27 protein-coding genes are annotated in these 24,719 nt (G+C 45.4%); 14 read left to right on the top strand and 13 right to left on the bottom strand.

Features of this window, described 5'->3' with window-relative positions:
* Window positions 1-168 precede the first annotated feature (168 nt).
* Window positions 169-1,383, top strand: a complete 1,215-nt coding sequence (locus tag QZ918_RS06235) for a DUF8225 domain-containing protein (protein ID WP_293152885.1) — start codon at window positions 169-171, stop codon at window positions 1,381-1,383.
* Window positions 1,383-2,915 (top strand): Dyp-type peroxidase, encoded by a 1,533-nt coding sequence (locus QZ918_RS06230; protein ID WP_293152882.1) that lies wholly within the window; start codon window positions 1,383-1,385, stop codon window positions 2,913-2,915. The genes QZ918_RS06235 and QZ918_RS06230 overlap by 1 nt, the downstream gene beginning before the upstream one ends.
* A gap of 10 nt (window positions 2,916-2,925) precedes the next feature.
* Here QZ918_RS06230 and QZ918_RS06225 read toward each other — a convergent pair whose 3' ends face one another.
* Both QZ918_RS06225 and QZ918_RS06220 read right to left on the bottom strand, forming a co-directional pair.
* A complete protein-coding gene (locus tag QZ918_RS06225) occupies window positions 2,926-3,048 on the bottom strand; it encodes a hypothetical protein (protein ID WP_293152879.1) in 123 nt (40 codons plus the stop codon).
* Window positions 3,049-3,191: 143 nt separating this feature from the next.
* Entirely contained in the window at window positions 3,192-3,365 is a 174-nt protein-coding gene (locus QZ918_RS06220) for a hypothetical protein (protein WP_293332458.1), read from the bottom strand.
* On the opposite strand from QZ918_RS06220, the gene QZ918_RS06215 reads away from it, so the two are divergent.
* Window positions 3,352-4,140, top strand: coding sequence for a thermonuclease family protein (locus QZ918_RS06215; protein ID WP_293152876.1), 789 nt, complete (start codon window positions 3,352-3,354; stop codon window positions 4,138-4,140). The genes QZ918_RS06220 and QZ918_RS06215 overlap by 14 nt on opposite strands.
* A gap of 53 nt (window positions 4,141-4,193) precedes the next feature.
* Window positions 4,194-4,427: a hypothetical protein gene (locus QZ918_RS06210; RefSeq protein WP_293332455.1), complete on the top strand. Its 234-nt coding sequence runs from the start codon at window positions 4,194-4,196 to the stop codon at window positions 4,425-4,427.
* Here QZ918_RS06210 and QZ918_RS06205 read toward each other — a convergent pair.
* On the bottom strand, window positions 4,386-4,988 hold the full coding sequence (locus QZ918_RS06205) for a pentapeptide repeat-containing protein (RefSeq protein ID WP_293152873.1): 603 nt from the start codon (window positions 4,986-4,988) through the stop codon (window positions 4,386-4,388). The two genes, QZ918_RS06210 and QZ918_RS06205, sit on opposite strands and share 42 nt — an antisense overlap.
* Before the next feature lie 86 nt (window positions 4,989-5,074).
* On the opposite strand from QZ918_RS06205, the gene QZ918_RS06200 reads away from it, so the two are divergent.
* The 6 genes from QZ918_RS06200 to QZ918_RS06175 all read left to right on the top strand — a co-directional run bounded on the left by QZ918_RS06200 (window position 5,075) and on the right by QZ918_RS06175 (window position 11,560).
* Window positions 5,075-6,511: a hypothetical protein gene (locus tag QZ918_RS06200; protein WP_293332452.1), complete on the top strand. Its 1,437-nt coding sequence runs from the start codon at window positions 5,075-5,077 to the stop codon at window positions 6,509-6,511.
* A gap of 628 nt (window positions 6,512-7,139) precedes the next feature.
* On the top strand, window positions 7,140-8,723 hold the full coding sequence (locus QZ918_RS06195) for a chloride channel protein (protein WP_293332449.1): 1,584 nt from the start codon (window positions 7,140-7,142) through the stop codon (window positions 8,721-8,723).
* Between the two features lie 62 nt (window positions 8,724-8,785).
* Window positions 8,786-9,685: an Rpn family recombination-promoting nuclease/putative transposase gene (locus tag QZ918_RS06190; protein ID WP_293332446.1), complete on the top strand. Its 900-nt coding sequence runs from the start codon at window positions 8,786-8,788 to the stop codon at window positions 9,683-9,685.
* A 52-nt stretch (window positions 9,686-9,737) separates the two neighbouring features.
* Window positions 9,738-10,601, top strand: coding sequence for an Rpn family recombination-promoting nuclease/putative transposase (locus QZ918_RS06185; protein WP_293332443.1), 864 nt, complete (start codon window positions 9,738-9,740; stop codon window positions 10,599-10,601).
* 142 nt (window positions 10,602-10,743) lie between these two features.
* On the top strand, window positions 10,744-11,223 hold the full coding sequence (locus QZ918_RS06180; protein ID WP_293229821.1) for a J domain-containing protein: 480 nt from the start codon (window positions 10,744-10,746) through the stop codon (window positions 11,221-11,223).
* A 64-nt stretch (window positions 11,224-11,287) separates the two neighbouring features.
* Window positions 11,288-11,560 carry a DUF3143 domain-containing protein gene (locus tag QZ918_RS06175; RefSeq protein WP_293332440.1) on the top strand — a complete coding sequence of 91 codons (273 nt, stop codon included), beginning with the start codon at window positions 11,288-11,290 and terminating at the stop codon, window positions 11,558-11,560.
* 204 nt (window positions 11,561-11,764) lie between these two features.
* On the opposite strand, the gene uppS is transcribed toward QZ918_RS06175, so the two are convergent.
* The 3 genes from uppS to lysA all read right to left on the bottom strand — a co-directional run bounded on the left by uppS (window position 11,765) and on the right by lysA (window position 15,026).
* Window positions 11,765-12,511 carry an undecaprenyl pyrophosphate synthase gene (gene uppS, locus QZ918_RS06170; RefSeq protein ID WP_293332437.1) on the bottom strand — a complete coding sequence of 249 codons (747 nt, stop codon included), beginning with the start codon at window positions 12,509-12,511 and terminating at the stop codon, window positions 11,765-11,767.
* A gap of 20 nt (window positions 12,512-12,531) precedes the next feature.
* A complete protein-coding gene (cdaA, locus tag QZ918_RS06165; protein WP_293123166.1) occupies window positions 12,532-13,425 on the bottom strand; it encodes a diadenylate cyclase CdaA in 894 nt (297 codons plus the stop codon).
* A 176-nt stretch (window positions 13,426-13,601) separates the two neighbouring features.
* Window positions 13,602-15,026, bottom strand: a complete 1,425-nt coding sequence (lysA, locus tag QZ918_RS06160) for a diaminopimelate decarboxylase (RefSeq protein WP_293332434.1) — start codon at window positions 15,024-15,026, stop codon at window positions 13,602-13,604.
* A gap of 111 nt (window positions 15,027-15,137) precedes the next feature.
* Here lysA and rimI point away from each other — a divergent pair, with 111 nt between their 5' ends.
* Window positions 15,138-15,791 (top strand): ribosomal protein S18-alanine N-acetyltransferase, encoded by a 654-nt coding sequence (gene rimI, locus QZ918_RS06155; protein ID WP_293332431.1) that lies wholly within the window; start codon window positions 15,138-15,140, stop codon window positions 15,789-15,791.
* A 346-nt stretch (window positions 15,792-16,137) separates the two neighbouring features.
* On the opposite strand, the gene QZ918_RS06150 is transcribed toward rimI, so the two are convergent.
* The gene (locus QZ918_RS06150) at window positions 16,138-17,532 is read right to left on the bottom strand and encodes a hypothetical protein (RefSeq protein WP_293332428.1); all 1,395 of its coding nucleotides are present in this window, start codon (window positions 17,530-17,532) and stop codon (window positions 16,138-16,140) included.
* 439 nt (window positions 17,533-17,971) lie between these two features.
* Here QZ918_RS06150 and QZ918_RS06145 point away from each other — a divergent pair, with 439 nt between their 5' ends.
* Window positions 17,972-18,103: a hypothetical protein gene (locus QZ918_RS06145; protein WP_293332425.1), complete on the top strand. Its 132-nt coding sequence runs from the start codon at window positions 17,972-17,974 to the stop codon at window positions 18,101-18,103.
* Window positions 18,104-18,766: 663 nt separating this feature from the next.
* Here the strand turns inward: QZ918_RS06145 and QZ918_RS06140 are convergent.
* Complete coding sequence (locus tag QZ918_RS06140; protein ID WP_293332422.1) at window positions 18,767-19,207, bottom strand: VapC50 family PIN domain-containing toxin; 441 nt, start codon at window positions 19,205-19,207, stop codon at window positions 18,767-18,769.
* Between the two features lie 132 nt (window positions 19,208-19,339).
* Complete coding sequence (locus tag QZ918_RS06135) at window positions 19,340-19,810, bottom strand: helix-turn-helix domain-containing protein (protein WP_293332419.1); 471 nt, start codon at window positions 19,808-19,810, stop codon at window positions 19,340-19,342.
* Between the two features lie 90 nt (window positions 19,811-19,900).
* On the opposite strand from QZ918_RS06135, the gene QZ918_RS06130 reads away from it, so the two are divergent.
* Window positions 19,901-20,524: a hypothetical protein gene (locus tag QZ918_RS06130; RefSeq protein ID WP_293332416.1), complete on the top strand. Its 624-nt coding sequence runs from the start codon at window positions 19,901-19,903 to the stop codon at window positions 20,522-20,524.
* Window positions 20,525-20,821: 297 nt separating this feature from the next.
* On the opposite strand, the gene QZ918_RS06125 is transcribed toward QZ918_RS06130, so the two are convergent.
* The 4 genes from QZ918_RS06125 to QZ918_RS06110 form a co-directional block, all read right to left on the bottom strand.
* The gene (locus tag QZ918_RS06125) at window positions 20,822-21,403 is read right to left on the bottom strand and encodes an NADPH-dependent FMN reductase (protein ID WP_293332413.1); all 582 of its coding nucleotides are present in this window, start codon (window positions 21,401-21,403) and stop codon (window positions 20,822-20,824) included.
* 37 nt (window positions 21,404-21,440) lie between these two features.
* Complete coding sequence (locus tag QZ918_RS06120; RefSeq protein WP_293332409.1) at window positions 21,441-22,322, bottom strand: ChaN family lipoprotein; 882 nt, start codon at window positions 22,320-22,322, stop codon at window positions 21,441-21,443.
* 684 nt (window positions 22,323-23,006) lie between these two features.
* A complete protein-coding gene (locus tag QZ918_RS06115) occupies window positions 23,007-23,369 on the bottom strand; it encodes a cupin domain-containing protein (RefSeq protein ID WP_293332406.1) in 363 nt (120 codons plus the stop codon).
* A 101-nt stretch (window positions 23,370-23,470) separates the two neighbouring features.
* Entirely contained in the window at window positions 23,471-23,746 is a 276-nt protein-coding gene (locus QZ918_RS06110) for a hypothetical protein (RefSeq protein WP_293152835.1), read from the bottom strand.
* 165 nt (window positions 23,747-23,911) lie between these two features.
* Between QZ918_RS06110 and QZ918_RS06105 the strand changes: the two genes are divergently transcribed.
* Window positions 23,912-24,550 carry a peroxiredoxin gene (locus tag QZ918_RS06105; protein WP_293152832.1) on the top strand — a complete coding sequence of 213 codons (639 nt, stop codon included), beginning with the start codon at window positions 23,912-23,914 and terminating at the stop codon, window positions 24,548-24,550.
* Window positions 24,551-24,719 lie beyond the last annotated feature (169 nt).

Genomic DNA, 24,719 nt, shown 5'->3' with positions numbered 1-24,719 from the left:
AATGGTCACTTTTTCTCACCGGCAGGGCGATCGGGGAATTTACGCAAGTTTACAAAAGGTTGTCACTTTTTCTCACCGACAGGGCGATCGAGCTGGTTTATTCTTTGAGTTAAGGCAGAGTAAAAAGTGTAATTTGTCTTGTTTAAGGTATCTAAAGGAGCATTGAAAATGTGGGTATTTGAGCCAACCGCAAAATTGACTGATTTTGAGCGTGTTTCTGGACTAAAAGACTTATGGAGTGCCTTTATCAATGAGCAGTATGAAAGCAATCTCTATGGTGATGCGCTAGAAGAATTGCAAGGATGGGGGCGTTCCGACAGTGATTTACGCGTATATAATCCAGCATCAATGCCTATCCTGTCCTCTTCGGAACTGAAGAATGTTATTTGGTCAGCACTCCCGACAAGCTTTGATGAGCAATTCAACAACACAAATGAGAAATTTACCTATCTAGATCGACGGCAACGTTTGAATCTCCAGGATGGTTCATCCGTTATTACCCGAATTCAAGATGAATATTGCGAATGGGGTGTCAAACGTAACAGCGACAACAAGATTACAGAAGTTATCTTCACGAGTGAGCCTCCAGAATATTACAATTTCATGTTCTATACTTCAGAGGAATCACGCGATCTATTAGTAGATGTCTATCGGGAGATTACTGGAATTCAATCAATCTCGATTGATGATTTAGTTGACAGCCGTGGTAAATACGACTGGTACAACCGTTACAACAACGAATTTGCTGTACATATGCAGCAACCGAACAACACGCTTGGTGCCCAGGTGAACATTGTGTCGCGGTCTTGTATTTTGCGAATTAATGGTCTTGGTAATCCCATTACAGATGCACAAGGACTGATTAAATGTGCCCGGTACGGTGATGAAGCACGTCAGAGCGATCCGAGTATTGGAGATGCCATCAATCAGTTTTCGGGGGAAAACCGCTTCATTACCATTGAGAATCCAGTTGGATTGTATATGAGTGATGTTGATTGGAGCGGTTGGGAAACTCCTGATGCAACTCCAGCCGATGCATTCTGGAAAGTGTTACGAGGTTCACAGGATGCCGATCCAAATAAATCCTATATAGTTCGTGCTGTGTACTCAGTACCTGAGAGCAAGGGCTACACAGTTTCAGATATCAAGATTGGTGGCGAGCAAATCGAATTTGGTGCCCAGATTGCAGCTCGTATCAATGTGCGTGTCGGAGTTTTGGTAAGTGACCCCCAACCAATTCCGTTGCCCCGAGCGATCGGTTGCACTGGTATACGCCCATTTCCATTACCAACTCCTGTGGCTGTAACTCCTTCAAGTGTAGTAACTGCGCTTAGTAGTATGTCTAGCCGCATGACCACAAATAGAACACGAGGAGAGATGTAATGTTGGAAGAGCCAGTCTTAGATCTTGATGACATCCAAGGCAATGTCCTGCCAGGCTTCAAGAAGGATAGCCAACACTTCTTGTTCCTTCAAATTGTCGATCCAGAGCCAGCACGACTGTGGCTCAAGTCACTCGCTCCACGACTGTGGACTGCCAGAGAGGTTCTTGCTGCTCACAGTATGTGGAAGGCGATGCGCTTGAAGTTAGGGTACGAACCCGACAATCTTGACTTCTTGTTTCTCAACTGTGCAATTTCAGCACAAGGACTTGCGAAACTCGGCGTACCAGATATTGAGGATTTCGACGATAAAGCTTTTAAACTAGGACTTGAAGAGAGAGCAGCCTCCATTGGCGACCCGCCTCGGGGCAGTGGTAAACCAGGAGCACCAGAAACTTGGATGTTTGGGGCTGGTTCTCGTCGTCCAGATGTACTTCTTATTATCGCAACTGATAATCTTGATTGGGCGGTGAGAGCTGAAGAGGAACTCATCACTTCAGCACAACAGCAGGGACTACAGCGAATTCATGTCGATCGAGGTCGAGTTCGACCTGGTGCACTGGCTGGGCATGAACACTTCGGTTTCAAGGATGGCATTTCGCATCCAGCAATTAGAGGGCGCAAATCCATTGCACCAGATGATTTTATCGAACCACGAACATGGCCAGAAGATTCAGCATTCGATATCTACCGTAGTAGATTTGCTGCACCTGGTCGTCCTCTAGTATGGCCAGGTCATTTTTTGTTTGGCTACTTGAGACAGCTTAAAGATAAACCAGAATCGAGTCGTCCAAATTCTGATCCTCCTGGACCTGCTTGGGCAGTAAATGGCTCGTTCTTAGTCTATCGGAGATTATCTCAGAACGTGCAGGGGTTTCATACATTCCTTGCTGAAGCATCTGAAACTCTACGTCAAAATGGTTTCGATCCAGACCTTTCTCCAGAGCGACTTGGTGCGTTGCTTGTCGGTCGATGGGCATCTGGATGGCCGATAATGCGCGATCCCAATGTTGACCGTGGAGAACAAGAATTAGGTGAGAACTATTTCACCTTTACTGAAGCAACAACTGTATCGCTACCGAACGATCCATATCCGCTCAACCTACCCGATCCAAGTGGACTAATCTGTCCTTTCGCAGCACACATTCGCAAGGTAAATCCGAGGGATGATGATGTAAGAGATCTTGGTATAAAGGAGCGAACTTTTCAGAAGTTACTCCTTCGACGCGGTATTACCTTTGGTCAAGAAATAGGAGATAAACCTCAAGATGAGAGAGGTCTTTTGTTCGTGGCGTTCCAAACATCAATTGTTAACCAGTTCGAGTTTTTAATGAATGACTGGGTAAATGAGGCAAATAAGCCCCATGCTAATGGAGGCGTAGATCCGATCCTCAGTGCTGCACGTAATACTAAAATTCCTTTGGTAAATGGCACTAACAAATTTGACCTGCCAAATCCAGGTGGGTGGGTAGTGGCAAGGGGGGGCGAGTATATGTTTGCTCCAGGAATCCGTTTTTTTTCAAATGTCCTTTAACTTTCACAAGCTACCCTAAACAAGAAGCATCGCCTAACAAGCGATCGAACACTGCGTTGGAGCGAACAGCCGAGATATCTGATTTTGAGTTCAAGTCTATTTCCGACATCAGCTCGATTAAGTTTATTCGCATTCCAAATCGATCGGATCTGTATTCAAGGTTGCAAGTGCGATCGCCCTTTCCCCTAATTCAACAATTTACGCATTTACAAACCTTAACAAAAGCTGGTCACTTTTTCTCACCGGCAGGGCGATCGGGGTGGTGTATTCTTTGAGTTAAGGCGGATTACAAAGCGATTTCGATCGCCGATCGAACGAATAAATATTTAACCCGAATTTCGGAGCGATCGCGATCGAACGTGCATTAATCGAAGCTGCCTCTGGTGTATCATAGTAAAGTCCCTGCAATACAAGTAGCGATCGGGAGGTTTGAATCGTGTCATTTATCACTATTAAAGGTGTCTTCAATCCTACCAGCGGTTTCCCAGATGGTGACTCTGTAAGATTTCTCGCAGATGATGATACCCTATTTGACCAACTCGAAGGACGAGTGGATATTAAACCAGGAGGAGAAGTCCAACTTCGATATGAAGCAGTTGACGCCCTGGAAAAAGCAGCAAAAAAACCTTTTTCATCGGATGCTACCGCCCGCAATATTGAACTATTGGGTGGCAATAAAAACGGATTGCCGGGATATATCTTGTCCGGCCAGGCTGACAAAAATGGCAGGCCTGTTTGTTTTGCGTTTGCGGGCGATTCTCCTGAAGCAGATGGTACGCCTATTTTCTTGGAGTCCGATTTACTCCAGCAAAGTATCAATTACCAACTCCTTGCAGAAGGATGGGTTTATCCCATGTTCTATGAAACCCTCTATCAAGAACTGCGGGATGTCATGACTGAAGCTGTGAAGGCTGCTAGAAAAGCAGATAAAGGAATTTGGTCAAACGATGTTTCTAACAAAGGAGTTACCATCAAACCGCCCGTGAATCTTGCCGAATTACCGCCAATTTTTCCTAAACTGTGGCGGCGGCTGGAAACTTTCTACCGCCGCCCATCTAATAAAAATCAAACTGTTCAAGAATTTGTTAAATCTCTAGCAGGAGGTAGCGATCGCCTATTCACAATCCCCGATCGCAGATACATTAAGTTCTCTACAGCTATAGAAGTAAGTGGAGACAAACTCAAACTCAAGTACAAACCAGAAGATATGCTATTCCGTCCGTGATGCCTTTATCAAAAAAGGGAAGTAAAGGTAAAGAATGCAATATTAGATTGTAATTGGTAACTGACAAGTGTCAATTATCGCCTCTCAATCGATCGACTTTCTGGTGCGTCGCTCATAGATGGTCGATCGCTCTTGGGAATGGTTGGCGGCGACGCACCCTACAACTTTACCACTCTGGTGCGTCGCTCATAGATGGTCGATCGCTCTTTGGAACGGTTGGTGGCGAGGCACCCTACAACAGACTTTCATTCGTGCGGCGTGCCGTCAGGCATCACCGCGCCCTTTAAATTCGCCCCGGTCAAATTTGTCTCCAACAGCAAAGCATTTCTCAAATTAGCACCCTGCAAATTAGCACCTTCCAGATTCGCCATCCACAGATTTGCCCCCTCCAAATTCGCTCCTTCCAAGTCAGCATTAACTAGAAAAATACCTTTCATAAAAGCACCTTTAAAATTAGCATTTTTTAACTTACCACCTCCCAAATAAGCATCCTCCAACCAAGCACTTTCCAGATTGGTTGCTTCCAGATTAGCCCCTACCAAATTGCTGCTTATCAGGTAAACACCAGCCAAATTTGCTTGTTTCAAGTTAGCATTTACTAAATGGGAACTCCACAAATTGGCATCTTTTAGGTTGGCTTTTTCTAAATTGACGCCTTCGAGAAAAACTGCACTCAAATTGGCCCCGGAAAGATTGCACCCCCGGCATTCCCTCGCTACAAGCAATTGTCGGATTTGATGCTTGACTGACGAACCATTGGCTGCGAAAATTATTAAACCTGTAGTTGCTAAGCCGATCGCCCAAACAGTCGCCATCCCGATCGCACTTACAATCTTTCTTTGTGTCATGCCTCGAAAATCCGGTATTAGTATAAAAATATACTTATAAATTATAGTGTTGGCGATAGAGTTTTTTACTGCTCTTCCCTTCCCTCATGAAAAAACAGTTAAAACTTCAATTGCTAGCGATCGCCCTTATTTCCATCCTAGCAACAATCGGCATCGGGTGCGATCGCCTTCTCAAAAAACCTTTTCAACTCCCCGCCTCAGCCAAACAAGAACCCTGGCCAGTGCAAATAGGCCTGCGAGTCGGCCTGATCCGCGAGAACATCCCAACAGTCAACCGCATAGTTTTAGTCCCCGACGAAGCCACATTCTTAGCCGCAATCCAAAAGTGGAATCTCAAGGGACGCTGGCCAATTCTGATGGAAGATAAGAAATATGCGCCGATGTTTTTGCAGCGCTTCCAACCCGCCGAAATCCTCCGTTTACCAAGCATCAAACAGGAGATGCCAAAAGGTCAAAAACTCCAACAATTAATGCTGAAGGCAACGGCAGCAGCCTGGAATGCCACGGATCGTGAAACCTTAAAAGCAAAATGGACGGAACTCGGCTGGGAACCGCCAGGAGTAGTAATCACATCAGAAAATGACTCAGCACGTTTAGCCGCAGTTGCCTTAGCAGCGGCCCGCGGCCAACCTTTAGTATTTCTCGAAGGCAACTTCGGAAAACCCAATGATAACCTTAATACTGCACAGTGGAAAACTCTGCAAACAGCAGTTACTAAAGCTGTCGAATCTACCGGATATTTTTACTCTCAACTCGGAGATGCGATCGACTCGATCGCGATTGTACGCCAACTAGCAGTAAAATATCAATCTCCGCAAAAGCAAGATGAACAATTAGCTGTTACCGACGGTTTGGGACGGCATCCCAATGGCGAACGTTGGGCCGCGGCTGGCTGGATTTACGGATCGGAAGTGCGATCGATCTATCAAGCCATGTGCGCCATATTTCTCGACAGCGAAACAGCTATGCTGTATGACAGTTACCCAAAAGAAGGAAATTGGGGAAAATATGAAATGGAGTCAGCAGCTAGCGGACTAAAAAGCATAGGTTTGAATGTCGAATTAGTGCAAAAACCCGAGTCTACCCTTCAATTGTGGCGGAGTTTAGTAGCATCCAAACCGTGGACATTTGACTTAATATTAATTAATTCCAAAGGCTATCCCAAATCATTCCAAGTCGGTAACGGTGACGCCGTGGTTGAGGATATACCAAAACTGAAATTTCCCGCAGCAATCCACATGATTCACAGTTGGTCAGCAGCAGATCCAGATGATGCAAATACCGTTGCTGGCCGGTGGTTGCAAAATGGTGCTTACGCCTATGTCGGCAGCGTCAACGAACCTTTGTTATCTGCATTTATTCCACCTAAAATAATGGTCGATCGCCTAAAACGAGGGGCACCCTTTTTGATCGCAGCCCGCCAGCTAGAATCCCCGCCCTGGAAAGTCGCCACCATCGGCGATCCGCTAATGTCGATCGCCAAACCCAAACCCAGAATCCCGGCCGCGCAACAACCGATATGATAGCAGTTGACAGTTGACAGTTGACAGTTGACAGTTGTAGGGGCCCTGCCAAGAGTGCGGGCCCTATAGAGTTGATAGTTGAAAGTTGCACAGTACGGCAATTAAACCATTTATCCTTGACGGATATCGGTTCTATTCATGAGGTTATTTATGTCCTCACCGTTGTGGCAATTGCTATAGTTGCGATCGAACAGCCACCATCAAACAGGTTTGTAGTGAGGACTTTAGTCCTATTCCCTGAGGACTGAAGTCCTCACTACAAACTTTCGATTTGAGATTTTTTGTTTAATCTCAAATCTCAAATTAGGTTTGTAGTGAGGACTTTAGTCCTATTCCCCGAGGGCTGAAGTCCTCACTACAAACTTTCGCCCGAAACTATAAGACTATAGATATAGTTAGTTAGGATTATCACTCAGTTTATCTAAGTTTCAATGTAACTGAGCATACAATTATCAGCTAAAATTCACTCACCCTCAGAAGCGGTCATTCCATCCCAGCCGCCAGCCCCAAAAATCTGCCATAAAATACGCCTTAATTAACTTGTCAATTCCTCTGAAATCACTCAAAATGAAAATAAGAAATAAAATGTAATATTTATCTAACTTCTCACAGAAGAATGAACCGCTAAATGAAAGCCACCCATCCTGTGGAGCTGCTGCCGCCCGGCCCAACCGCAGAAACTCCCCATTCCTCCCGCCTCAGCCCGCTGTTCAGCCGCCTGCATCCGAACCCAGAAACCCTCCTGCTCGTCCTCTCCCTAGTGATCGGGGGAGTTACTGGCGCAGGCGTCGTCACATTTCACTACCTGATCCACTTGATCCACAGCCTGATGCTGGAAGACTTTATGGGGGCGATCGCCTCTTCGGGATCTTGGACTCTAGCGTGCATTCCCACCCTCGGCGGAGTCATCATCGGGCTGATGCGGTGGCGGTTTCGCGATTTTGGCCCGAATATGTCATCCTTAATTGCCGCGACGCGGGGGCTGCAAGAACTCTCCCCGCTCAAACCCATCACCAAAATGGTAGCCGCCTCAGTATCCCTGGGCACCGGCGCCTCCCTCGGCCCGGAAGCCCCCAGCGTGGAAATCGGCGCCAACTTCGGAATGCTGCTAGCTCAAATCTTGCAGCTTTCCCCAGAACGGCAGCGCTTGCTCCTCGGCGCGGGAGCAGCAGCAGGTTTATCCGCGGGGTTTAACTCTCCCATCGCCGGAGTCTTTTTTGCCTTAGAAGTCGTGCTCGGCAGCACTTTTGCCACTTCGTCAGTCAGCGTTGTCTTGCTCTCCGCCGTAGTTTCGGCCCTGATCGCTCAAATTTGTTTGGGCGCTCAGCCTGCCTTTGCTTTGCCTGTCTATGATGTCCGCAGCCCGCTAGAACTGCCGCTGTACATAGGATTGGGACTTTTGGCGAGCGGAGTTTCCCTAGCTTATACAGAAGCAATTCAATTGGCCGATCGCTGTTTTCAAGGAAAAACCCGAGGATTTACTTGGCTCGGACGACTGCCCCGGCCGCTTCATCCCGTCATCGGCGGTGCGATCGTCGGTTTAGTCGCCCTGCAATTGCCTCAAGTTTTGGGTGTGGGCTACGAAACAGTCCAAGCAATGCTCCAAGATGTCAAATTTTCCTTGTCTTTGCTGCTGTTGCTGCTATTCGTCAAACTGGCGGTGACAGCTATCAGCCTTGGTAGCGGTTTAGTGGGTGGTATCTTCGCTCCGGCGATGTTTTTGGGAGCTTCCTTGGGTTCGGCTTACGGCATCTTTTTGGAAATGATCCCGGCATTGAGCGATCGAGTCGCAGGCCCTGCCGCCTACGCAATGGTGGGTATGGCCGCCGTCCTCGCAGGTAGCGCTAGAGCACCGCTGACAGCCATTCTATTGATGTTTGAATTAACCCGCGATTACCGGATTGTGTTGCCTTTGATGGCCGCAGTCGGATTGAGCGTTTGGCTGGTGGAGTTTGTCAATCGTCGATCGACAGCCCACAGCCTCAACCTCCAACAAATGGGCGTAGATGTAGCTGTCAACGAGCCGATCAAAGCCAGGGAACAGTTGCAGGATTGGGAAGATGTTTTGGGCGATCGGATCGTCACAGAATTGATTTCTTGCCAACTGCCGATCGATAACGAACACAGGGACGATGAGCCCGTGCTGGCGATCGGCAACTCACATTTGCCAGAAAATGTCAAGCCATTACCTGAAACAAAATCAGCCGTTTGACGGATCTCAAATCCCGTTGTTTCGCCACCAAACCGATAACCTTAAAACTAAATCTGACTACTATGATATTTATCAACCCGAAAACAGATTACGCCTTCAAAAAAATCTTCGGTTCCTCAGAAAGCAAAGAGATTCTAATCAGCTTTCTCAACGCCTTAATTTATGAAGGCAATTCCACCATCGAAGACTTAGAAATTATTAACCCGAATCTGCCTCCCAAACTAGAAGGCTTAAAAGATAGTTATCTCGATGTGAAAGCCAAACTGATCGATGGCACTTTAGTAATTATTGAAATGCAAGTGCTCAACGTCCAGTCTTTTGGGAAGCGAGTGTTGTACAATGCAGCTAAAACCTATGCTTTTCAATTGGAAGCAGCCCAAGGCTATCGACTGTTGAGACCAGTGATTGCTCTAACAATTACGGATTTTGAAATGTTTCCCGAAAGTGAAGAATTTATTTCAAGATTTGTCTTCAAAGAAGTCAAGAAAAACTTTGTTTATCCCGAAAATAATCTAGATTTAGTGTTTGTAGAGTTGCCGAAGTTTACCAAACAAGAAGAGCAACTTGAAACTTTAGCAGATAAATGGATTTATTTCATGAAAAATGCGAGAAGTCTGACATCGGTTCCAGAAACAATGGATACCATACCAGAAATAAAAGAAGCTTTTAATATTGCGAATCAAGCCAAGTTGAGCCGAGAGGAAGTGGAAGATTTGGACAAAAGAGAACAGTTTATTTATGACCAACAGGGAGCAATTATTAAGTCGCTTAACGAAGGCATAAAACAAGGCATAAAACAAGGCATAGAACAAGGCATAGAACAAGGCATAGAACAAGGAAAGCGAGAAGAAAAGCTGGCGATCGCCAGACAATTACTTTCCCAGCTAGATAATGCCACGATCGCCCAAGTTACCGGGCTTAGCATTGATGACGTGCAGAATTTGCGATCGGACGATTCCTAAAACTTCCTGCGAGGATAAACTAATTTAATTCTTACCCTACTACATTACAACTATGACATTTATCAACCCAAAAACCGATTACGCCTTCAAAAAAATCTTCGGTTCATCAGAAAGCACAGACATCCTAATCAGCTTTCTGAACGCCCTAGTGTACGAAGGAAATCCCACCATTGAAGATTTAGAAATCATCAACCCAAATCTCCCCCCAAAAGTTGAAGGCTTAAAAGATACTTATCTCGATGTCAAAGCCAAACTCAGGGATGGCACTTTAGTAATCATCGAAATGCAAGTAATCAACGTGCAATCTTTCGGGAAGCGAGTATTGTACAATGCAGCCAAAACTTACGCCTTTCAATTACAAGCAGGAGAAGGATATCGAATGCTCAAGCCAGTGATTGCTTTAACAATAACTGATTTTGAAATGTTTCCCAAGAGTGAGAATTTAATTTCTAGGTTTGTGTATAAAGAAGTAAAAACCAACTTAATTTATCCCGAAAATGATGTGGAGTTAGTATTTGTAGAATTGCCGAAGTTTGCAAAAAAAGAGCAGGAACTAGAGACGTTGGCTGACAAATGGATTTATTTCATGAAATATGCCAGAAGTCTAACATCAGTGCCAGAAACGATGGATATTATACCCGAAATCCATAAAGCATTTAATATTGCAAATCAAGCAAATTTAAGCCCGGAAGAAGTAACGAATTTGGAAAAAGTAGAACAGTTTATTTATGACCAACAGGGAGCGCTTCTGAAAGCTACTCTGGAAGCACGAGACGAAGGAAAAGAAGAAGGAAAGCGAGAAGAAAAGCTGACGATCGCCCGACAATTACTTTCACGCCTAGATGACGAAACCATCAGCCAAACCACAGGGCTGAGCCTGGAGGATGTACGGAATTTACGATCGCGCGATTCATAGTTTCAAGTAATTGGGGTCGATCGCACTTTACCCACCAATCATCGCCCGCACTCAACCCCTCGATCTGGCAGACAGTGGCACTACACTCAACTCTGGGGTAAAATAATCAAATATTATCAACAATCGGCAGAGAGGGGCTTCGGTGGCAGGAAACGAGGCAACTGCGAAAAACAAAAGTCAGAAAACACCAGGAAAAACCCCCTTGGGTTCCAGTCATTACGGCTTGTTAGGGCTGCATCCTTCAGCCTCCGCGATCGAAATTCGGCGATCGTACCGGGAACTGAGCAAACTCTACCATCCCGATACTACCGACTTGCCACCAGCAGTCGCTACCGCCAAATTTCAACAGCTTAACAACGCCTACGCTACCCTCAGCAATCCAGAACGCCGCCTCGCCTACGACCTCAAAATAGGTTATTCTCGCCTGAACGTGATTCAGTCGCCCCCGGGCTTCAACACTCCGGTTTCGGGATCGAGTAAAAAAACTTCTAACTCGGCTTACCTAGATCCCACGGATCGCCCTCTGTCACCAGGCGAAATATTCGCTCTATTTATCATGGGGGCTACTTTAGTCGGATGCTTGGTACTGGCGATCGCGATCGGGCTAATTCGTGGCAATTAAACCCTCAAATGCCCAATCCCCGAATCCCCCAATCTAAAATCTAAAATCTAAAATCTAAAATCCTATGACTCTTCCTTCCGCTGAAACTCCTTTGTACAGCCATCCACTGCCAGAAATCGAACAGTGGCTAAGGGGCCGCGGCTGCCAGCAAGATCGGCGAGAACTCCATTGCTGGCAGATCGATCGACCTACCTGGAAAGCAGAACTCTCCCTCGATATCGACCAACTCACTGTCCGCTATATTGACGCCGGAGCCGACGGCCAAGACATTCAGCGAGCCTTCAAATACTCCCTCTCGCGTCACGACATTGAAGATGCCGTTTTCTCAGGCCCCTAATTAGATTTTAGATTTGCGATTTTAGATTTTAGATTGATGAATATACTTCAGAATCAATACCTAATTGCAAACTGAAAAATTAATCTAAAATCCAAAATCCAAAATTCCAAAATCGTTTTTAGATTTTAGATTGATGAATATACTTCAGAATCAATACCTAATTGCAAACTGAAAAATTAATCTAAAATCCAAAATCCAAAATCGTTAGACTTTGCCAAATCGGCGGCTGCGCTGCTGATAATCAGACAAAGCGCGGTGAAATTCCGATCGATCGAAATCCGGCCACAGCGTCTCAGTAATGTAAATTTCCGAATAAGCCATTTGCCACAGCAGAAAATTGCTCAGCCGCATTTCCCCGCTCGTCCGAATCAGCAAATCCGGATCGCAAACATCAGCAGTATACAAATAGCGTTTAAATAAAACCTCATCAATCTCCTCTGGCTGCAACTTGCCCTCTTGTACTTGAGTGGCGATCGCCCGACAAGCCTGTACAATCTCCTGGCGGCCGCCGTAATTCGTCGCCACCCGAAACAAAATCCCCCGATTGTGCTGAGTAGCCGTCACAGAGCGCTCGATTTCCGCCTGCAAAGACTTCGGCAAAGCCTGCAAATTCCCCATAAATTGAATTTGCACGTCCTCGTCCACCATCTCGCGCAATTCTTGCCGCAGCTTGCCCTCAAACAAACTCATCAAAAAATCCACCTCCCCGGCCGGCCGCCCCCAATTCTCCGTCGAAAAAGCATAGGCTGTTAAAGCTGGAATTCCCCAATCTTTGCAGCAGCGCAGCAGATCCTTGAGAGCGCTAGCCCCCCGGCGGTGTCCCGCAATCCGCGGCAACCCCTGATTCTTAGCCCAGCGCCCGTTTCCGTCCATAATCACTGCTATGTGCTTAGGCAGTAGTTCTAGTTTTAGATCCGCAGGCAACTTTTCCAAGCAAATTCCTTGACTCATGGTTTCTCCCGATTACCCGACTAACGGCGCAGTATCCGTTTTAACAGTGTCACTCCCTTCAATCCTATCTGCCGTCCGAGACTGCCGATGGGAATTGGAGTCACCACTCTTTCTCCATCCGACGGAAACAGCTTTGCTTCCAGCAATTCCTTAAGTTTGCTGCTAGTCAAAGGTCGATTTAAAGTTCCCATCTGCGCCAGAGAAATCGAACCCGTTTCCTCCGACACCACGACGCACACGCAAGCTTGCACCCGTTCCGTAATCCCCATCGCTGCCCGGTGGCGGGTTCCCAACTGCCGCGAGGCGCTGCGATCCGACAAAGGCAAAATTACCCCAGCCGACACGATCCGCGAAGCCCGAATCAAAACAGCCCCATCGTGCAGCAAAGTTTGCGGCTGAAAGATAGTTTGCAACAATTCCTTAGAGACTTCCGCATTTAGCTTCACTCCCGGAACTGAAAAATCCCGATCGTCGATCGGAGAATCTGTTTCTACAATTAATAAAGCGCCCGTGCGGTTTTGCGAAAGTTCTTTTACTGCGTCCACAATTTCATCTATTACGCTGTCTGGTTCGGGAGTTGGTCGGCGATCGCGTCCAAACAGTTGTATAATTTCCCCCCGACCCAATTGTTCCAGAAATCGGCGAAACTCCGACTGTAATATTACCGCCATTGCCACAGCAGAACCCGTTACCAAGCTGTTGAGCGCCACGTGCAACAGCCTCAATCCAGCCCAGTTACTCACCGCCGCCGCCAGCATCAAAATAATAAATCCCCGTACCATCCAAAGCGTCCGGCGCTCCCCGACAATGACGAGCACCAAATACGCAAGGGCAAATACCAGTCCAATATCGATCGCCTGAATCAATAAGGACTGAATGAGGCCAAAGTCATAGCCAGATTGTTGATTGTTCATGGTTCATCGAACCTTACCGCCTGTGAACCGCGAACTATGATGCACTCGAACCCGTGAACCATGAACAGTTGTTATTCCAATCGCGTGACTGAACAAGCCAAAAGTAAAAAGTTTAAAAACAATCATCAAGAAATCCCAATGAATCATCTTACTTTTTACTTTTTATGTTTTACTTCTTACTTTTTAGTTCCGAGTCTTTCAGGAAGGCGATCGAACCTCAGCAAATCCTCGTCAGTTTCCCGCTCTACGATCGTGTCAACTTTCCCATCTTTCACCAAAACCGCCGCCGGTCTGGGGACTCGGTTGTAGTTAGAAGCCATGCTGTAATTGTATGCTCCTGTAGCCGTAACGACGAGAATATCTCCCGACTGACACTCTGGCAACTTAGCATCTTTTATCAGAATATCGCCTGATTCGCAGTGTTTGCCAGCAACTGTCACTGTTTCCGTTAACTCAGCAGACATTTTGTTGGCTGCGAGGACTCGATAAACTGATTGGTAGGTAATTGGACGGGGATTGTCCGACATACCGCCATCCACCGATAAATACGTCCGGATTCCTGGAATGACTTTTTTAGCGCCCACCGTATAAGCGGTGACGCAGGCTGAACCCACGAGCGATCTACCCGGTTCGCAAAGCAATTTCGGTAATGGCAACTTCTCATTATTGTTGCAAGCTGCTACCATTGCGTCGCAGACTGTCTTAGCCCAATCATCTATGCTTGGAGGATCGTCGGATTCAGTATAGCGAATACCCAACCCACCGCCAATATTAATTTCTGTCGGCTTCAACCCTTGCCCAATTGCTGCTTTGAAAGCCTTAACGATCGCATCTGCTAAATCGTGGTGGGGTTTCACTTCAAAAATCTGAGAGCCAATGTGAGCGTGTAATCCGACGCAGGATAAAGACGGCTGCTTGTTGAGGTAAATGAAAACATCCTTGAGCGAGTTGGGATCGAATCCAAATTTACTGTCGATTTGACCAGTTTTAATGTAGTCGTGAGTGTGACACTCAATTCCAGGCGTAAACCTGACCATAACTCGTATCCGCTCACCAGCTTTGTGACTGACACCCAATTTTGCCAACTCTGCTAGATTCTCTAAATCCCACCAATTATCTGCGATGATCGTGCAGCCACTGGTGACAGCTAGTTTGATTTCCTCGCGGGATTTGTTATTCCCGTGAAAATAGATTTTGTCGGGATTCACGCCAGCTTTTAGTGCTGTCTTAATTTCTCCGGCAGATACTACATCTATACCTAAACCTTCGTCCGCGGCGATCGCGCAAACAGCCAAACAACTCCAAGCCTTAGAAGCATAGAGCACTTGAGTTTCGCCCGGATAGTACCGCTTAAAAGCCTCTCGGTACTGGCGGCTGGTCGCCCGCAGCGTTTCTTCATCTAAGATGTACAGTGGTGAGCCAAATTGCTCTACCAAGTCTGTTACGTCGCAGCCTCCTATTTCCAAATGATTCTTACTGTTGACGCTGGCTGTCAGCGGTAAAAGCTCTTGATTGGGCGATCGACTTTCCCTGGGTTCTTGAGACTTAGACAGATACTGAAGTCCAGATTCCACTTTTTCGATAGATTGAGTTAATACCATCGCGCAATAACTATCCTTACTGTGTTCTCCAGTGTACAATTGACGGCAAGCAATTGGGTCATCAGCGCCCAGATTGATGCTTTTGAGTAATTATTAAATCTAAAATCCCCTGTGCCTTTTCTCGGAATCAAACATCTCGCCGCCGAACACCTCAACAGTGCAGTAGAGCTCGATCGCCTCTGTTTTGGCGGACTTTGGACGATCGAAGGCTACAGGCGCGAGTTAGACAGTCCTAATAGCGATTTACTGGGTTTGTGGACATGGGAAACTGAGGGTTCTGAATCAGCTCACAACCAGGCGGGTACGCACCATCCACCGCTCCTACAGATTCGGGCCCGCACGCACCATCCACCGCCCCTACAAGTTCCCCCAATGCTCATCGGTATCGGTTGTCTGTGGGTAATTTTAGAAGAAGCTCACATTACCATTTTGGCGATCGATCCGCGCTTTCAAGGTCAGGGTTTGGGACAAGCTCTGCTTTGGGCTTTGCTAAAATCGGCCAACCGCAGACAGTTAGAAAGGGCAACTTTAGAAGTGCGAGCCTCTAATTTAGTCGCACTGTCTCTATACCACAAATTTGGCTTTAAGGAAGCAGGACGGCGAAAGCGATACTACGCAGATACAGGAGAAGATGCTGCGATCCTGTGGCGCAGCGACATTGAAAAACCCGAATTTCAGCAATATTTGGCGAATCAAAAACTGAAAATTTGCGATCGGCTCCAGCAGAAAAACTGGCAGGGGTCGATCGATAGTTTTCAATTGTGAGCGAACATCTAGTGTATCTGATGAGCGCTAAATTCAAAATAAGTGATTGAACGCTCAAAAGATGATCTGTTGCTGTGATATAGCCTTTCTCAAAAAGATGAGGTATGACTGACAGCTTACAAAACCACCCAGACAAAGAGGGCTCGCATCCCAACAACGTCCGCGAATCTTTCTGATAAGCGCTGTATAGCCTTTCTCACATTGATTCGCGGACGAATCTTGACCTGAAAAGGTTGGTGTTGTAAGGGTTGTAGCATAACTCAGCATACCTCATCTTTCGCTTGAAAGGCTATAGTTTCAGTTCAATTGTCATCTTCATCTCCCAAAAGACAGCAAGCTAACAGCATTACTCTTGCATACCTGCATACAGTAGTCGTACAAATAAGCGGACACCATCATCATTCTTCAAAGTTGCATATGATGGAGCTTCGCTGTTACCGATCGCACGCAAATCTGACAGCAATTCTGGATGGAACTGGCAAGTAAAAGAACGTCGAATTTTTTTGGTTTCAAAGTCTTTGTAGTTAATGCACGTAGCCGAACATTCTGTAACTACTTCGCCATTAGCTGCTGTCGAACAAAGAATTTCCACGGAATCAGGCAGTTGTATCAGCCATGACAGAGGACTTCCAGCTATCAAATGCCGATAAGGAATAAGGGCGTCATGAATACTTCGGTAAGCCCAGTTAGCAAACAGTACAGCTTCTTCGTTGACTTCATCTGAGTGAAACATCGAAATTGATACTTCATGCTCGTATTGAATCGTCGTGTCAATGACACCTTCATGTGCATCTGCTGTTACAGAGTGGGCATGGATGAGTTCCCAAGGAATATCTAAGGCATCGCCGTCTGGAGACTGATAGGGCAACAACACGCGATCGCCAACTTCCTTGGATTCATTGCGCGTCACCGCAAAATGCCGATCGTTCCAGCCCTGGGCAACAACCCGCCCATCACGTTTTTTAACTTGAAGAGTCTTACCCATTGCTTCGATGCGCCCTGCAACCTCTTGCAACGTTCTCAGAGCAATGCCGGAGCGATCGCCATCCAAAGATGTCATGCCCAGGACTTCTTTGACTGCACGACGAATCAGTCCTATGTTACCTTCAGCAGCCAGTTGGTGGCCTACACAGATGAATATTGCCGGGGCACTCGTGGGCGATCGCGAAATCAGCAATTTTTCCACTAATGCAAACATATCCTCTCGCGGACAGGCTGGACTTGTCCAAGTCGATTCATCGTATGTCGATGGATCGCCTCCTTCTACTACTACGGCATAACCGCAGCTAATTGCCGGAACAATTATTTCTGGATCGATGATTCCCGTTGACCAAACTGGCAATAATACTGAGTCGATGTCGGCAACTTTTTGAGCAATGTAGGCAACGTTTTTGGAAGCCCGAACATCTTCTCCGAGAGTGTTAACACCTACGTGTTCCCAAGGTTCGATAATGGTTATACAGTTGCGTAACAAATTGGGATTTTTGAGCAGAAACTCCACATCTTCCCGTGAATTTATGACTTTTTCTAGCGGCTGGGCGTGTCCCCATTCAAAAATACCATCTTCAGCAAATAGTTCTTTTTCTCCCGGTGGATTTAGAGAAGTTCTATCTGCCAAGAAATACCCTAACAAAATATGTGCTGATTCAAAATCTAACCTACCTTCATGCAAGTAGCCCGGAGTTAATCGCCAGTCGGCTGTGGTGGTTTGATTTTTGCTCAATTTGACAGATTCAACCATGTTGATTTTACCTCTGGTATTGGTTCATTAAACTGAAAATACATCGTCCATAATACCAATTTTACATGAAGTTGCATAAAATGAAGATACAATATTAAAAGGCATCCGATCTGATGGCACGTCAACTAATTTTGGCGATCGCCAAAAATACAGGCTCTATATTTCGACGTTTCATAGATCAATAGTCCGGACAGTTTTCAATCACCAACGGTATAATGCGGTTTATGGGTTCCCGGCTGTATGAAATATTAACGGTAGAATGAGGCTTTGGATCGCTGCTCAAAAAACTGTCCGGAGTATTGATAGATCGTCGGAGCGATTGATAGAATCAGATCTAGTTGCTTTTTCGCCCCTGCAACCCCCGCCCAGTATACCCGATGCTCGCCCAACTGACAATATAACCGAAGCCCGAAATGGAACTATTTCAGGAGAGGGGCTTGTGACCTTAGAAATTAACGAATCTCCTCCTACTCCCGTACCGGAGAACTCCTCTCCCTTCGCCTCATTTTTGGCCTTTTTGGGATTGGGAGCAGTCCACTTGTGGAGCAAGTCGAGAAAGGAAAACAAATAATAACCTTTACCAACCTAACTTTAAGCGGGGCGTAAATAGAATTACTTAGACTTTTAAAATATTGAGTTATTTGGGCAAAGAAATCTAGTAAATTTACGGGTTTACAAGACCGCGAGCAAGCTTTAATTTGTATCTCAAGATGTTGTTTTCGTTAATTGCTGCTACAAACGAAAAAAAACTCACTGTTGCGGGAGAAGCCTTTCAAATCAGGAATATCTTAATGAACATAAAATATGGACTGACCGCTATCCTGGAACATATTAGACCTGTTGAAAAAAAAATCACGAGTTACAATTAAAGGTTTTGAGTGTTAGACCCCAGAGCTAACTCATAATTTTAAAGTGCCGATCTAACCTGCAATCTGCTCCACTTAAGCCAAACCCTTCATTATAGCATAAAATTATTTTGCAATAGGTCTAATATTAAATAAAACTGCATGGCAGGTGTGACGGAGGAGTCTCCCACGCCTGCCATACTGTTTGTGACAAGTATAACCGACCGATGACCGATGGTTAAATTATGCTTGTTCTAGCCTATGTGTGCCAATGTGCGATCGGGTGGTTTTCTTTTAGGTCGATCGGGTGATGCGATACTGGTACAATTGGTGGTAGCGCTTTAAGTAGCTATTATCTCTATGAAATAAAATTTTACTAGGCGATCGGGCTAATCAGCATAACACAATTCTCGCATCCGAGTTGCTGACAGCGGCAGTCCCAATTCTACCAGCGTTTCCAAATACTCATCCGGCGTTTTTGGCGGATTCTTGAGCCTGATTCTTTGCTTTTCTGCCGCTTTGCATACTGTTTGCCAGTTGAGGTCAAGCAAGTGTAAAATAAAATCATCTGGATGCTGCGCTAAAATATCGTAAGGTGCAAGAACTTCTTCAGAAAAATCTCGGATATTGAAAGTAATAATAAACTTAGAACGAGAGTGAATTGCCGCAGCCAGGACATGGCGATCGCCCGGATCGGGAAGTTCTAATTCTGGTATAATTCTCTCATAGTCTTGTACCAAGCAATTTTCAACATTTGCATTCATCAACTTTTTGGTTTGGGAAACTTGTTCAAACTTTAGATCGGGACGGTTTATAAGTACATTTCTCATCCACTCCTCGTGAATTTATTCAGTCCAACGTGCCTCAATTATGTCGGTAGTTGCCAACTCTACAAACAAATCACGAAGAGATGCCGAATACAAAACATTGGCATCGTAAATAACAGTTAAAGTTGCCATGTTTTAATGGTACAAACCGAGTGCTTCTGATTCAGCTACAAGCATATCCATAATTTTACTGCTTTCTTCGTAACTTTGTTTTTTATAGTCCATTAAATCTTCGTAACGTATCCGGCGACTGTTCCTGACTGTCTTGTAAGGGATTTTTCCAGCATCCAGCAACTCCCGCATATATTTATCGGAAACTCCCAGAATGTCCGCTGCTTGATAAATATGAAGTTCTTTAGTAAGTGAAATCAGCTTAACAGTATTGCCGCTGCTGGTTTGTTGCAAAATTGCCAATAACAGCGGCAACGCGGCGGCCGGTATGTCAATTGTTTTTCCCTCTTTTTCATCTAATATCAATTTGAGATATTCGCCAGACGGATGATTTTCTAAGTGCGATTCTAAGGCGCGGCTGCTGGTTTTGGCAACCGCTGCTTCTTCGGCTGTTGGTAAAACAGGTGCTGACTCTGGATCTCCGGTGAATGTCATGTTAATTTAGGGGTGAGGATAACAGGCAATCAACTATGATTGTAGCAATTTGAGAATGCGATCGCCAAAATCGAGCAAGGAGGTCAACCTGTGGCATACAGCGATTTTACAACTTTAGCGAAAGTTAGAGAATCTTTTAATTTAACCGTAGAAGAACCTTTAGATTTGTTTGGCGATATCCCGGAGGTACAGCCAAGTTCCTATTTGCAAACTACTTTAACTGAAAACCTGTCCTTAGCTACGGCAATTAATACTGAAAAGGCTCGCGCTGAGTTAATTATTGCCCCAATATTATTGGAAGTCAGGCGGCAATTTAATTTTCAAGTTGGTTTTTTCTCTGGTTCAGAATTCAATGTAGATGTAGAAGCAGGTTTGAACGGCTATTGCGATTATATTCTCACTGCATCAAAGGATTCCTATGAAATTCGCGCCCCTGTCATTACTCTCACAGAGGCTAAGAATGAAAGTATTAAATCTGGCTTGGGCCAGTGTATTGCAGAAATGGTAGCCTCCCAATTATTTAATCAGCGCAGCGGAGAGCAAATTTCCAGTATTTATGGGGCTGTGACTACAGGTACTGATTGGAAGTTTCTTAAATTGAATGGCAGTACAATTTATATTGACAAGCGAGACTTTTTTATTAATGAAATTAGTCGGATATTGGGAATTTTGACGATGCCATTTCAAGGGTTTTATTCTCTGAATCGCACTTGATGCAGCTAGCAAAATCACAGATATAGCGGTTATCAGAAAGATAAGGTACGTTGTTGGGCTTTAGCCCTATAGGTCAATACCGTTTACTGGTATAGTGCCCTGGAGGTAAAATCCGATGAGAAATAGATACTGCGATTGCTTCGTTCCTCTCTTCGGACTATCTTAAGTCAACCGTATTGCCCTATAGGTTTAAGGCGTTATGTAAGCTGTCAGTTATACCTCATCTTTTTGAGAAAGGCTATACTGAGATTGGGACACAACAATATTGTGTCCCTACTGCAAAATTAATTAATCACCTCACGCGATCAATTTCGACAGCACATTAGACAACTTAGCACCGAGATTTTCCACAGACTCCTGCTGTTTCGGATCTTTCATCGTACCGTCAGCATTAAATGCTTGAAAAGCTTGGGGAATGGCTTTCTGATCCGGGAGCACGAACACATTAATATTACCCAGGATCGATCGCAAATGCACCAATCCCCGCATACCGCCCAATCCGCCAGGGGAAGCGCTCATAATTACCGCTACTTTGTCAGTAAATGCCACCAATCCCGGTTCTCCCGGGGCTGGGCGCGATACCCAGTCGATCGCATTTTTCAACACAGCCGTAATCGAACTGTTATACTCGGGGGAAGCTATCAAAAACCCGTGATGTGCTACCATCAATTCCTTCAACTTCCGGGCATTTTCTGGCATTCCTTCCTTTGCTTCCAAATCTTCATCAAATAGCGGCAGCGGTAAATCGCGCAAATCCACATAAGTAACTTCTGCGCCCGCAGCCCTAGCCCCAGCAGCCGCAACTTTTACCAGCAGTTTGTTGTAAGATGCTTCGCGGGTACTTCCGGCAAATGCAAGTATTTTTGGTGTGTTTGTCATTGACTGTTCCCGATTATTGCTTGCGAGTATAATTGTACTATTCCAAGTGCTGCCAAACAAAGTCAGCCATGGGTTTGCTTGCAGACAAAGGACTATCTGTAGGTGAAACAAATAAAACGGATCGCATTTTTACCTTCCCGACTCCCAAACGCCTCTCGACGCGGCTGGGAATTCCGTAACCGAACATAATATGTCCTTTCCCCGCCAACACCACAACTTGATAATCGGGGTTAGCTTTGACAAATTCAGCGATTTTTTGGGCCATAGTTTCATCCCACAAAGCTTGAGCTTGCAAAAATCTTTCAAAGGCCGTACTATTTCCCTGTGCTGCCTTTTGGTGCTCTTGGAAAACTTCGAGCAGCATTTGTCGGTATTCGGCGTTGTCGGTGCGAATTTCGGAAATTGGCGGAATATATTTTTTGTCCTCTGCTGTGAGGCTTTCTAACCCTTGAGAGGCAACTTTTCTCGTTACTTCCGATGGTGTATTTAAAGCGAGCACTGGCAACTTGTTTTCTTTGGCAAACCGCAAAAATGGGGCGTAATATTCCCAGGGAAATCGCCACCTGCGATCGTACTCTGTTTGCTCGACTAATTGCTCTTCTGTCAGTTTACCAGCTAAGTAGTTGTCGATCGCACTTTGGAACGGACGCTGAAACATCTCCATCGCGATCGCAATTTTACGATTTTGCCGCTGCATTTCTCGGATAATCTTTAGTTGAGCTTGGTGGTCTGCCACGCTATCGTGGGTTTCTCCCAGATACACGACTTTCGCCTTTAGCAATTCTTGCAGAATCTCTTGATTAGTATAAGTCTGCTGCGGTTGAGGCTTCGCAATCGGTTCCGCTGTTACGATACTGCTACACAGCAGGAAAATGCTCAGCGATAAGGCGCACAGTTTGATGAGTTTGGTTTTTTTCATACCGATATTATCCCTGTTTCTCGCAGCAGTAGCAGCCACAGCCGAACTCTACTATTTTTACTGAGCATCCAGAAAGCTCGCTCCTTAATTTAACTTCATAATTCATCGCCAATATCTCTACCCATAGAGGATTGTCTTCCGTCTTCCTAATGACGGCAAAATTAATGGGTAATCGGTAGTCAATCATGGGTAATCGGGAATTCTATCCGTTACATCCGTTACAAAATCCGTTGCCGAACTTCCCACCTTTGTAAAGTTTAGTTGCAGGTACTTGCGCTTCCAAAAGAAGGTGGTACATTAATAATATGAAGCAAACAAACAGCTTCTCTGACAGATACCAATTCTAGATATCGCAGCGAAATTCAAAATACAATTTAAGGAGTAAAAACGCTGTTTAATCTCACATCTGTCCCATCAAAAAACAATAGCAGCACCCACCAACAAAACTGATACTTCCCCAACTAATAAGAGGGGAGCAATGCAAGTGAATCTGAAGATTTATTGCAACTCCGCATCGAAGTTGAAAAAAGAGGAAATCACTCGGTACATATGGCTGGGTGCTGTTGTTGTTAACAGTAATTTATGGCTGTTGACGGTGTTTTGGGAGGTGGAGACAAAGCTTCTAGACAGTCATTACCAGGCACAGCCTGGTAACTATAAACAGTAAAATCACTGAAAAAAAAATTACTGAAAAATTGTCTCGTCTTCCTTTCGCCACGCCGGATCGACGATACAAATAAATATTAGCGGTTCTGTTCCGCAGTTGTAAATAAACTGCTTGGCATTTGGCGGAATGTAAACTGCATCTGAGACTTGCACTAATTGAACCTCATCGTCGATGTGCATCTCCCCAACCCCACTAATGATGTAGTAAACTTCAGAAGTGGTCAGGGAGTGCAGCGCGGAAGTTTCTCCCGGTGGCAAGGTGGCGTGGGCTAAACTGTAACGCAACTCGACAGCTTGTTTGTCTGGATGCAGCAATTCTCGCAGTTGAGTACCGTCACCCGCTATAAACTCTTCGCAGCCGTTTAGCTTTTGAACTAGCATTCTTTGTACACTCCTGAAATTTTCTCGATCGCAACTTAAGTTTAAGTTTAATCGAAACAGCGAGAAATGTTAAGAAATATGTCAAGCCTCGGCCGGATTTTTTAACCGTAAATTCCCGAATGCGATCGATAATCACAACAGTCGATCGCATCTTCAGATAGAGCTATTCTAGGTTGAACGGGACACTTGAGGTGGTAGTCGCCAGTGAAAAACACGCAGTTAGCACAAGGAATTTGGTGCATCCGCTGAGCTCTGTGCATTGAGTCGCCGACAGCACGCGCGATACTAGAGCACAGCAACAAAACTAAACCCCAGGCACAGACAAAACACACGGGAACTAAAACAGGCTGTATTGTCTTCAGCAAAAAGTAAAGCATAGCAACAAAATTTAGCGGTAGGAACAAAGTCGCATATAGATTACAGTAGTGGAATTGCTCGGCGATCGACCAAAAAGTTTAAAATCATTTACAGTGCGATCGAGAAACCGGGCAATTATGGGATGATAGAGAACCGTCGTTAAATAAAATTAGAGGAAACCAGTTATGTCACTGCGATTAGGCGATACAGTTCCCAACTTTACCCAAGCCTCGTCTGAAGGCGAAATCAATTTCTACGACTGGGCCGGCGATAGCTGGGTCGTGTTGTTTTCCCACCCGAAGGACTATACTCCAGTCTGTACCACCGAACTCGGCGCAGTCGCCCGTCTCAAATCTGAATTTGACAAGCGGGGCGTGAAAACCATCGCCCTGAGTGTGGATGATGTGGATTCTCACATGGGCTGGATTAAAGATATTGAGGAAACTCAAAAAGTTACTCTCAACTATCCAATTTTAGCAGATGGCGATCGTAAAGTCTCCGACATTTACGACATGATTCATCCTAACTCGCTGAACAACTTAACAATTCGCACAGTATTCGTGATTGACCCGGAGAAGAAATTGCGTTTGAGCATTACTTATCCAGCGAGCACCGGTCGGAATTTTGGCGAAATTTTGCGGGTAATTGATTCTCTGCAACTTACTGACAAATACAGCGTTGCGACTCCAGTTGACTGGAAAGACGGCGACGATTGCGTCATCGTACCTTCGATTACCGACCCGAAAGAGTTGGCCGAGAAATTTCCTAAAGGCTACACGCCAGTTAAGCCTTATTTGCGGATGACTCCTCAACCGAATAAATAAGTTAAATTTACCGACAGGTTCGTAGTGAGGACTTTAGTCCTTCAGGTTCGTAGTGAGGACTTTAGTCCTTCAGGTTCGTAGTGAGGACTTTAGTCCTTCAGGTTCGTAGTGAGGACTTTAGTCCTTCAGGTTCGTAGTGAGGACTTTAGTCCTTCAGGTTCGTAGTGAG

Origin of the sequence: Microcoleus sp. CAWBG58 (assembly GCF_020883045.1) — a bacterium.
In the GTDB taxonomy this organism is placed as follows: Bacteria; Cyanobacteriota; Cyanobacteriia; order Cyanobacteriales; family Microcoleaceae; genus Microcoleus.
This window is presented reverse-complemented; position numbering and strand designations above follow the sequence as displayed.

Bases quoted from the DNA above. Each gene is read 5' to 3' on its own strand.
- QZ918_RS06235 (WP_293152885.1), top strand. From the start codon at position 169: ATGTGGGTATTTGAGCCAACCGCAAAATTGACTGATTTTGAGCGTGTT.
- QZ918_RS06230 (WP_293152882.1), top strand. From the start codon at position 1,383: ATGTTGGAAGAGCCAGTCTTAGATCTTGATGACATCCAAGGCAATGTC.
- QZ918_RS06225 (WP_293152879.1), bottom strand. From the start codon at position 3,048: ATGCGAATAAACTTAATCGAGCTGATGTCGGAAATAGACTTGAACTCA.
- QZ918_RS06205 (WP_293152873.1), bottom strand. From the start codon at position 4,988: ATGACACAAAGAAAGATTGTAAGTGCGATCGGGATGGCGACTGTTTGG.
- QZ918_RS06200 (WP_293332452.1), top strand. From the start codon at position 5,075: ATGAAAAAACAGTTAAAACTTCAATTGCTAGCGATCGCCCTTATTTCC.
- QZ918_RS06195 (WP_293332449.1), top strand. From the start codon at position 7,140: ATGAAAGCCACCCATCCTGTGGAGCTGCTGCCGCCCGGCCCAACCGCA.
- QZ918_RS06190 (WP_293332446.1), top strand. From the start codon at position 8,786: ATGATATTTATCAACCCGAAAACAGATTACGCCTTCAAAAAAATCTTC.
- QZ918_RS06185 (WP_293332443.1), top strand. From the start codon at position 9,738: ATGACATTTATCAACCCAAAAACCGATTACGCCTTCAAAAAAATCTTC.
- QZ918_RS06175 (WP_293332440.1), top strand. From the start codon at position 11,288: ATGACTCTTCCTTCCGCTGAAACTCCTTTGTACAGCCATCCACTGCCA.
- uppS (WP_293332437.1), bottom strand. From the start codon at position 12,511: ATGAGTCAAGGAATTTGCTTGGAAAAGTTGCCTGCGGATCTAAAACTA.
- cdaA (WP_293123166.1), bottom strand. From the start codon at position 13,425: ATGAACAATCAACAATCTGGCTATGACTTTGGCCTCATTCAGTCCTTA.
- lysA (WP_293332434.1), bottom strand. From the start codon at position 15,026: ATGGTATTAACTCAATCTATCGAAAAAGTGGAATCTGGACTTCAGTAT.
- QZ918_RS06150 (WP_293332428.1), bottom strand. From the start codon at position 17,532: ATGGTTGAATCTGTCAAATTGAGCAAAAATCAAACCACCACAGCCGAC.
- QZ918_RS06140 (WP_293332422.1), bottom strand. From the start codon at position 19,207: ATGAGAAATGTACTTATAAACCGTCCCGATCTAAAGTTTGAACAAGTT.
- QZ918_RS06135 (WP_293332419.1), bottom strand. From the start codon at position 19,810: ATGACATTCACCGGAGATCCAGAGTCAGCACCTGTTTTACCAACAGCC.
- QZ918_RS06125 (WP_293332413.1), bottom strand. From the start codon at position 21,403: ATGACAAACACACCAAAAATACTTGCATTTGCCGGAAGTACCCGCGAA.
- QZ918_RS06120 (WP_293332409.1), bottom strand. From the start codon at position 22,322: ATGAAAAAAACCAAACTCATCAAACTGTGCGCCTTATCGCTGAGCATT.
- QZ918_RS06115 (WP_293332406.1), bottom strand. From the start codon at position 23,369: ATGCTAGTTCAAAAGCTAAACGGCTGCGAAGAGTTTATAGCGGGTGAC.
- QZ918_RS06110 (WP_293152835.1), bottom strand. From the start codon at position 23,746: ATGCTTTACTTTTTGCTGAAGACAATACAGCCTGTTTTAGTTCCCGTG.
- QZ918_RS06105 (WP_293152832.1), top strand. From the start codon at position 23,912: ATGTCACTGCGATTAGGCGATACAGTTCCCAACTTTACCCAAGCCTCG.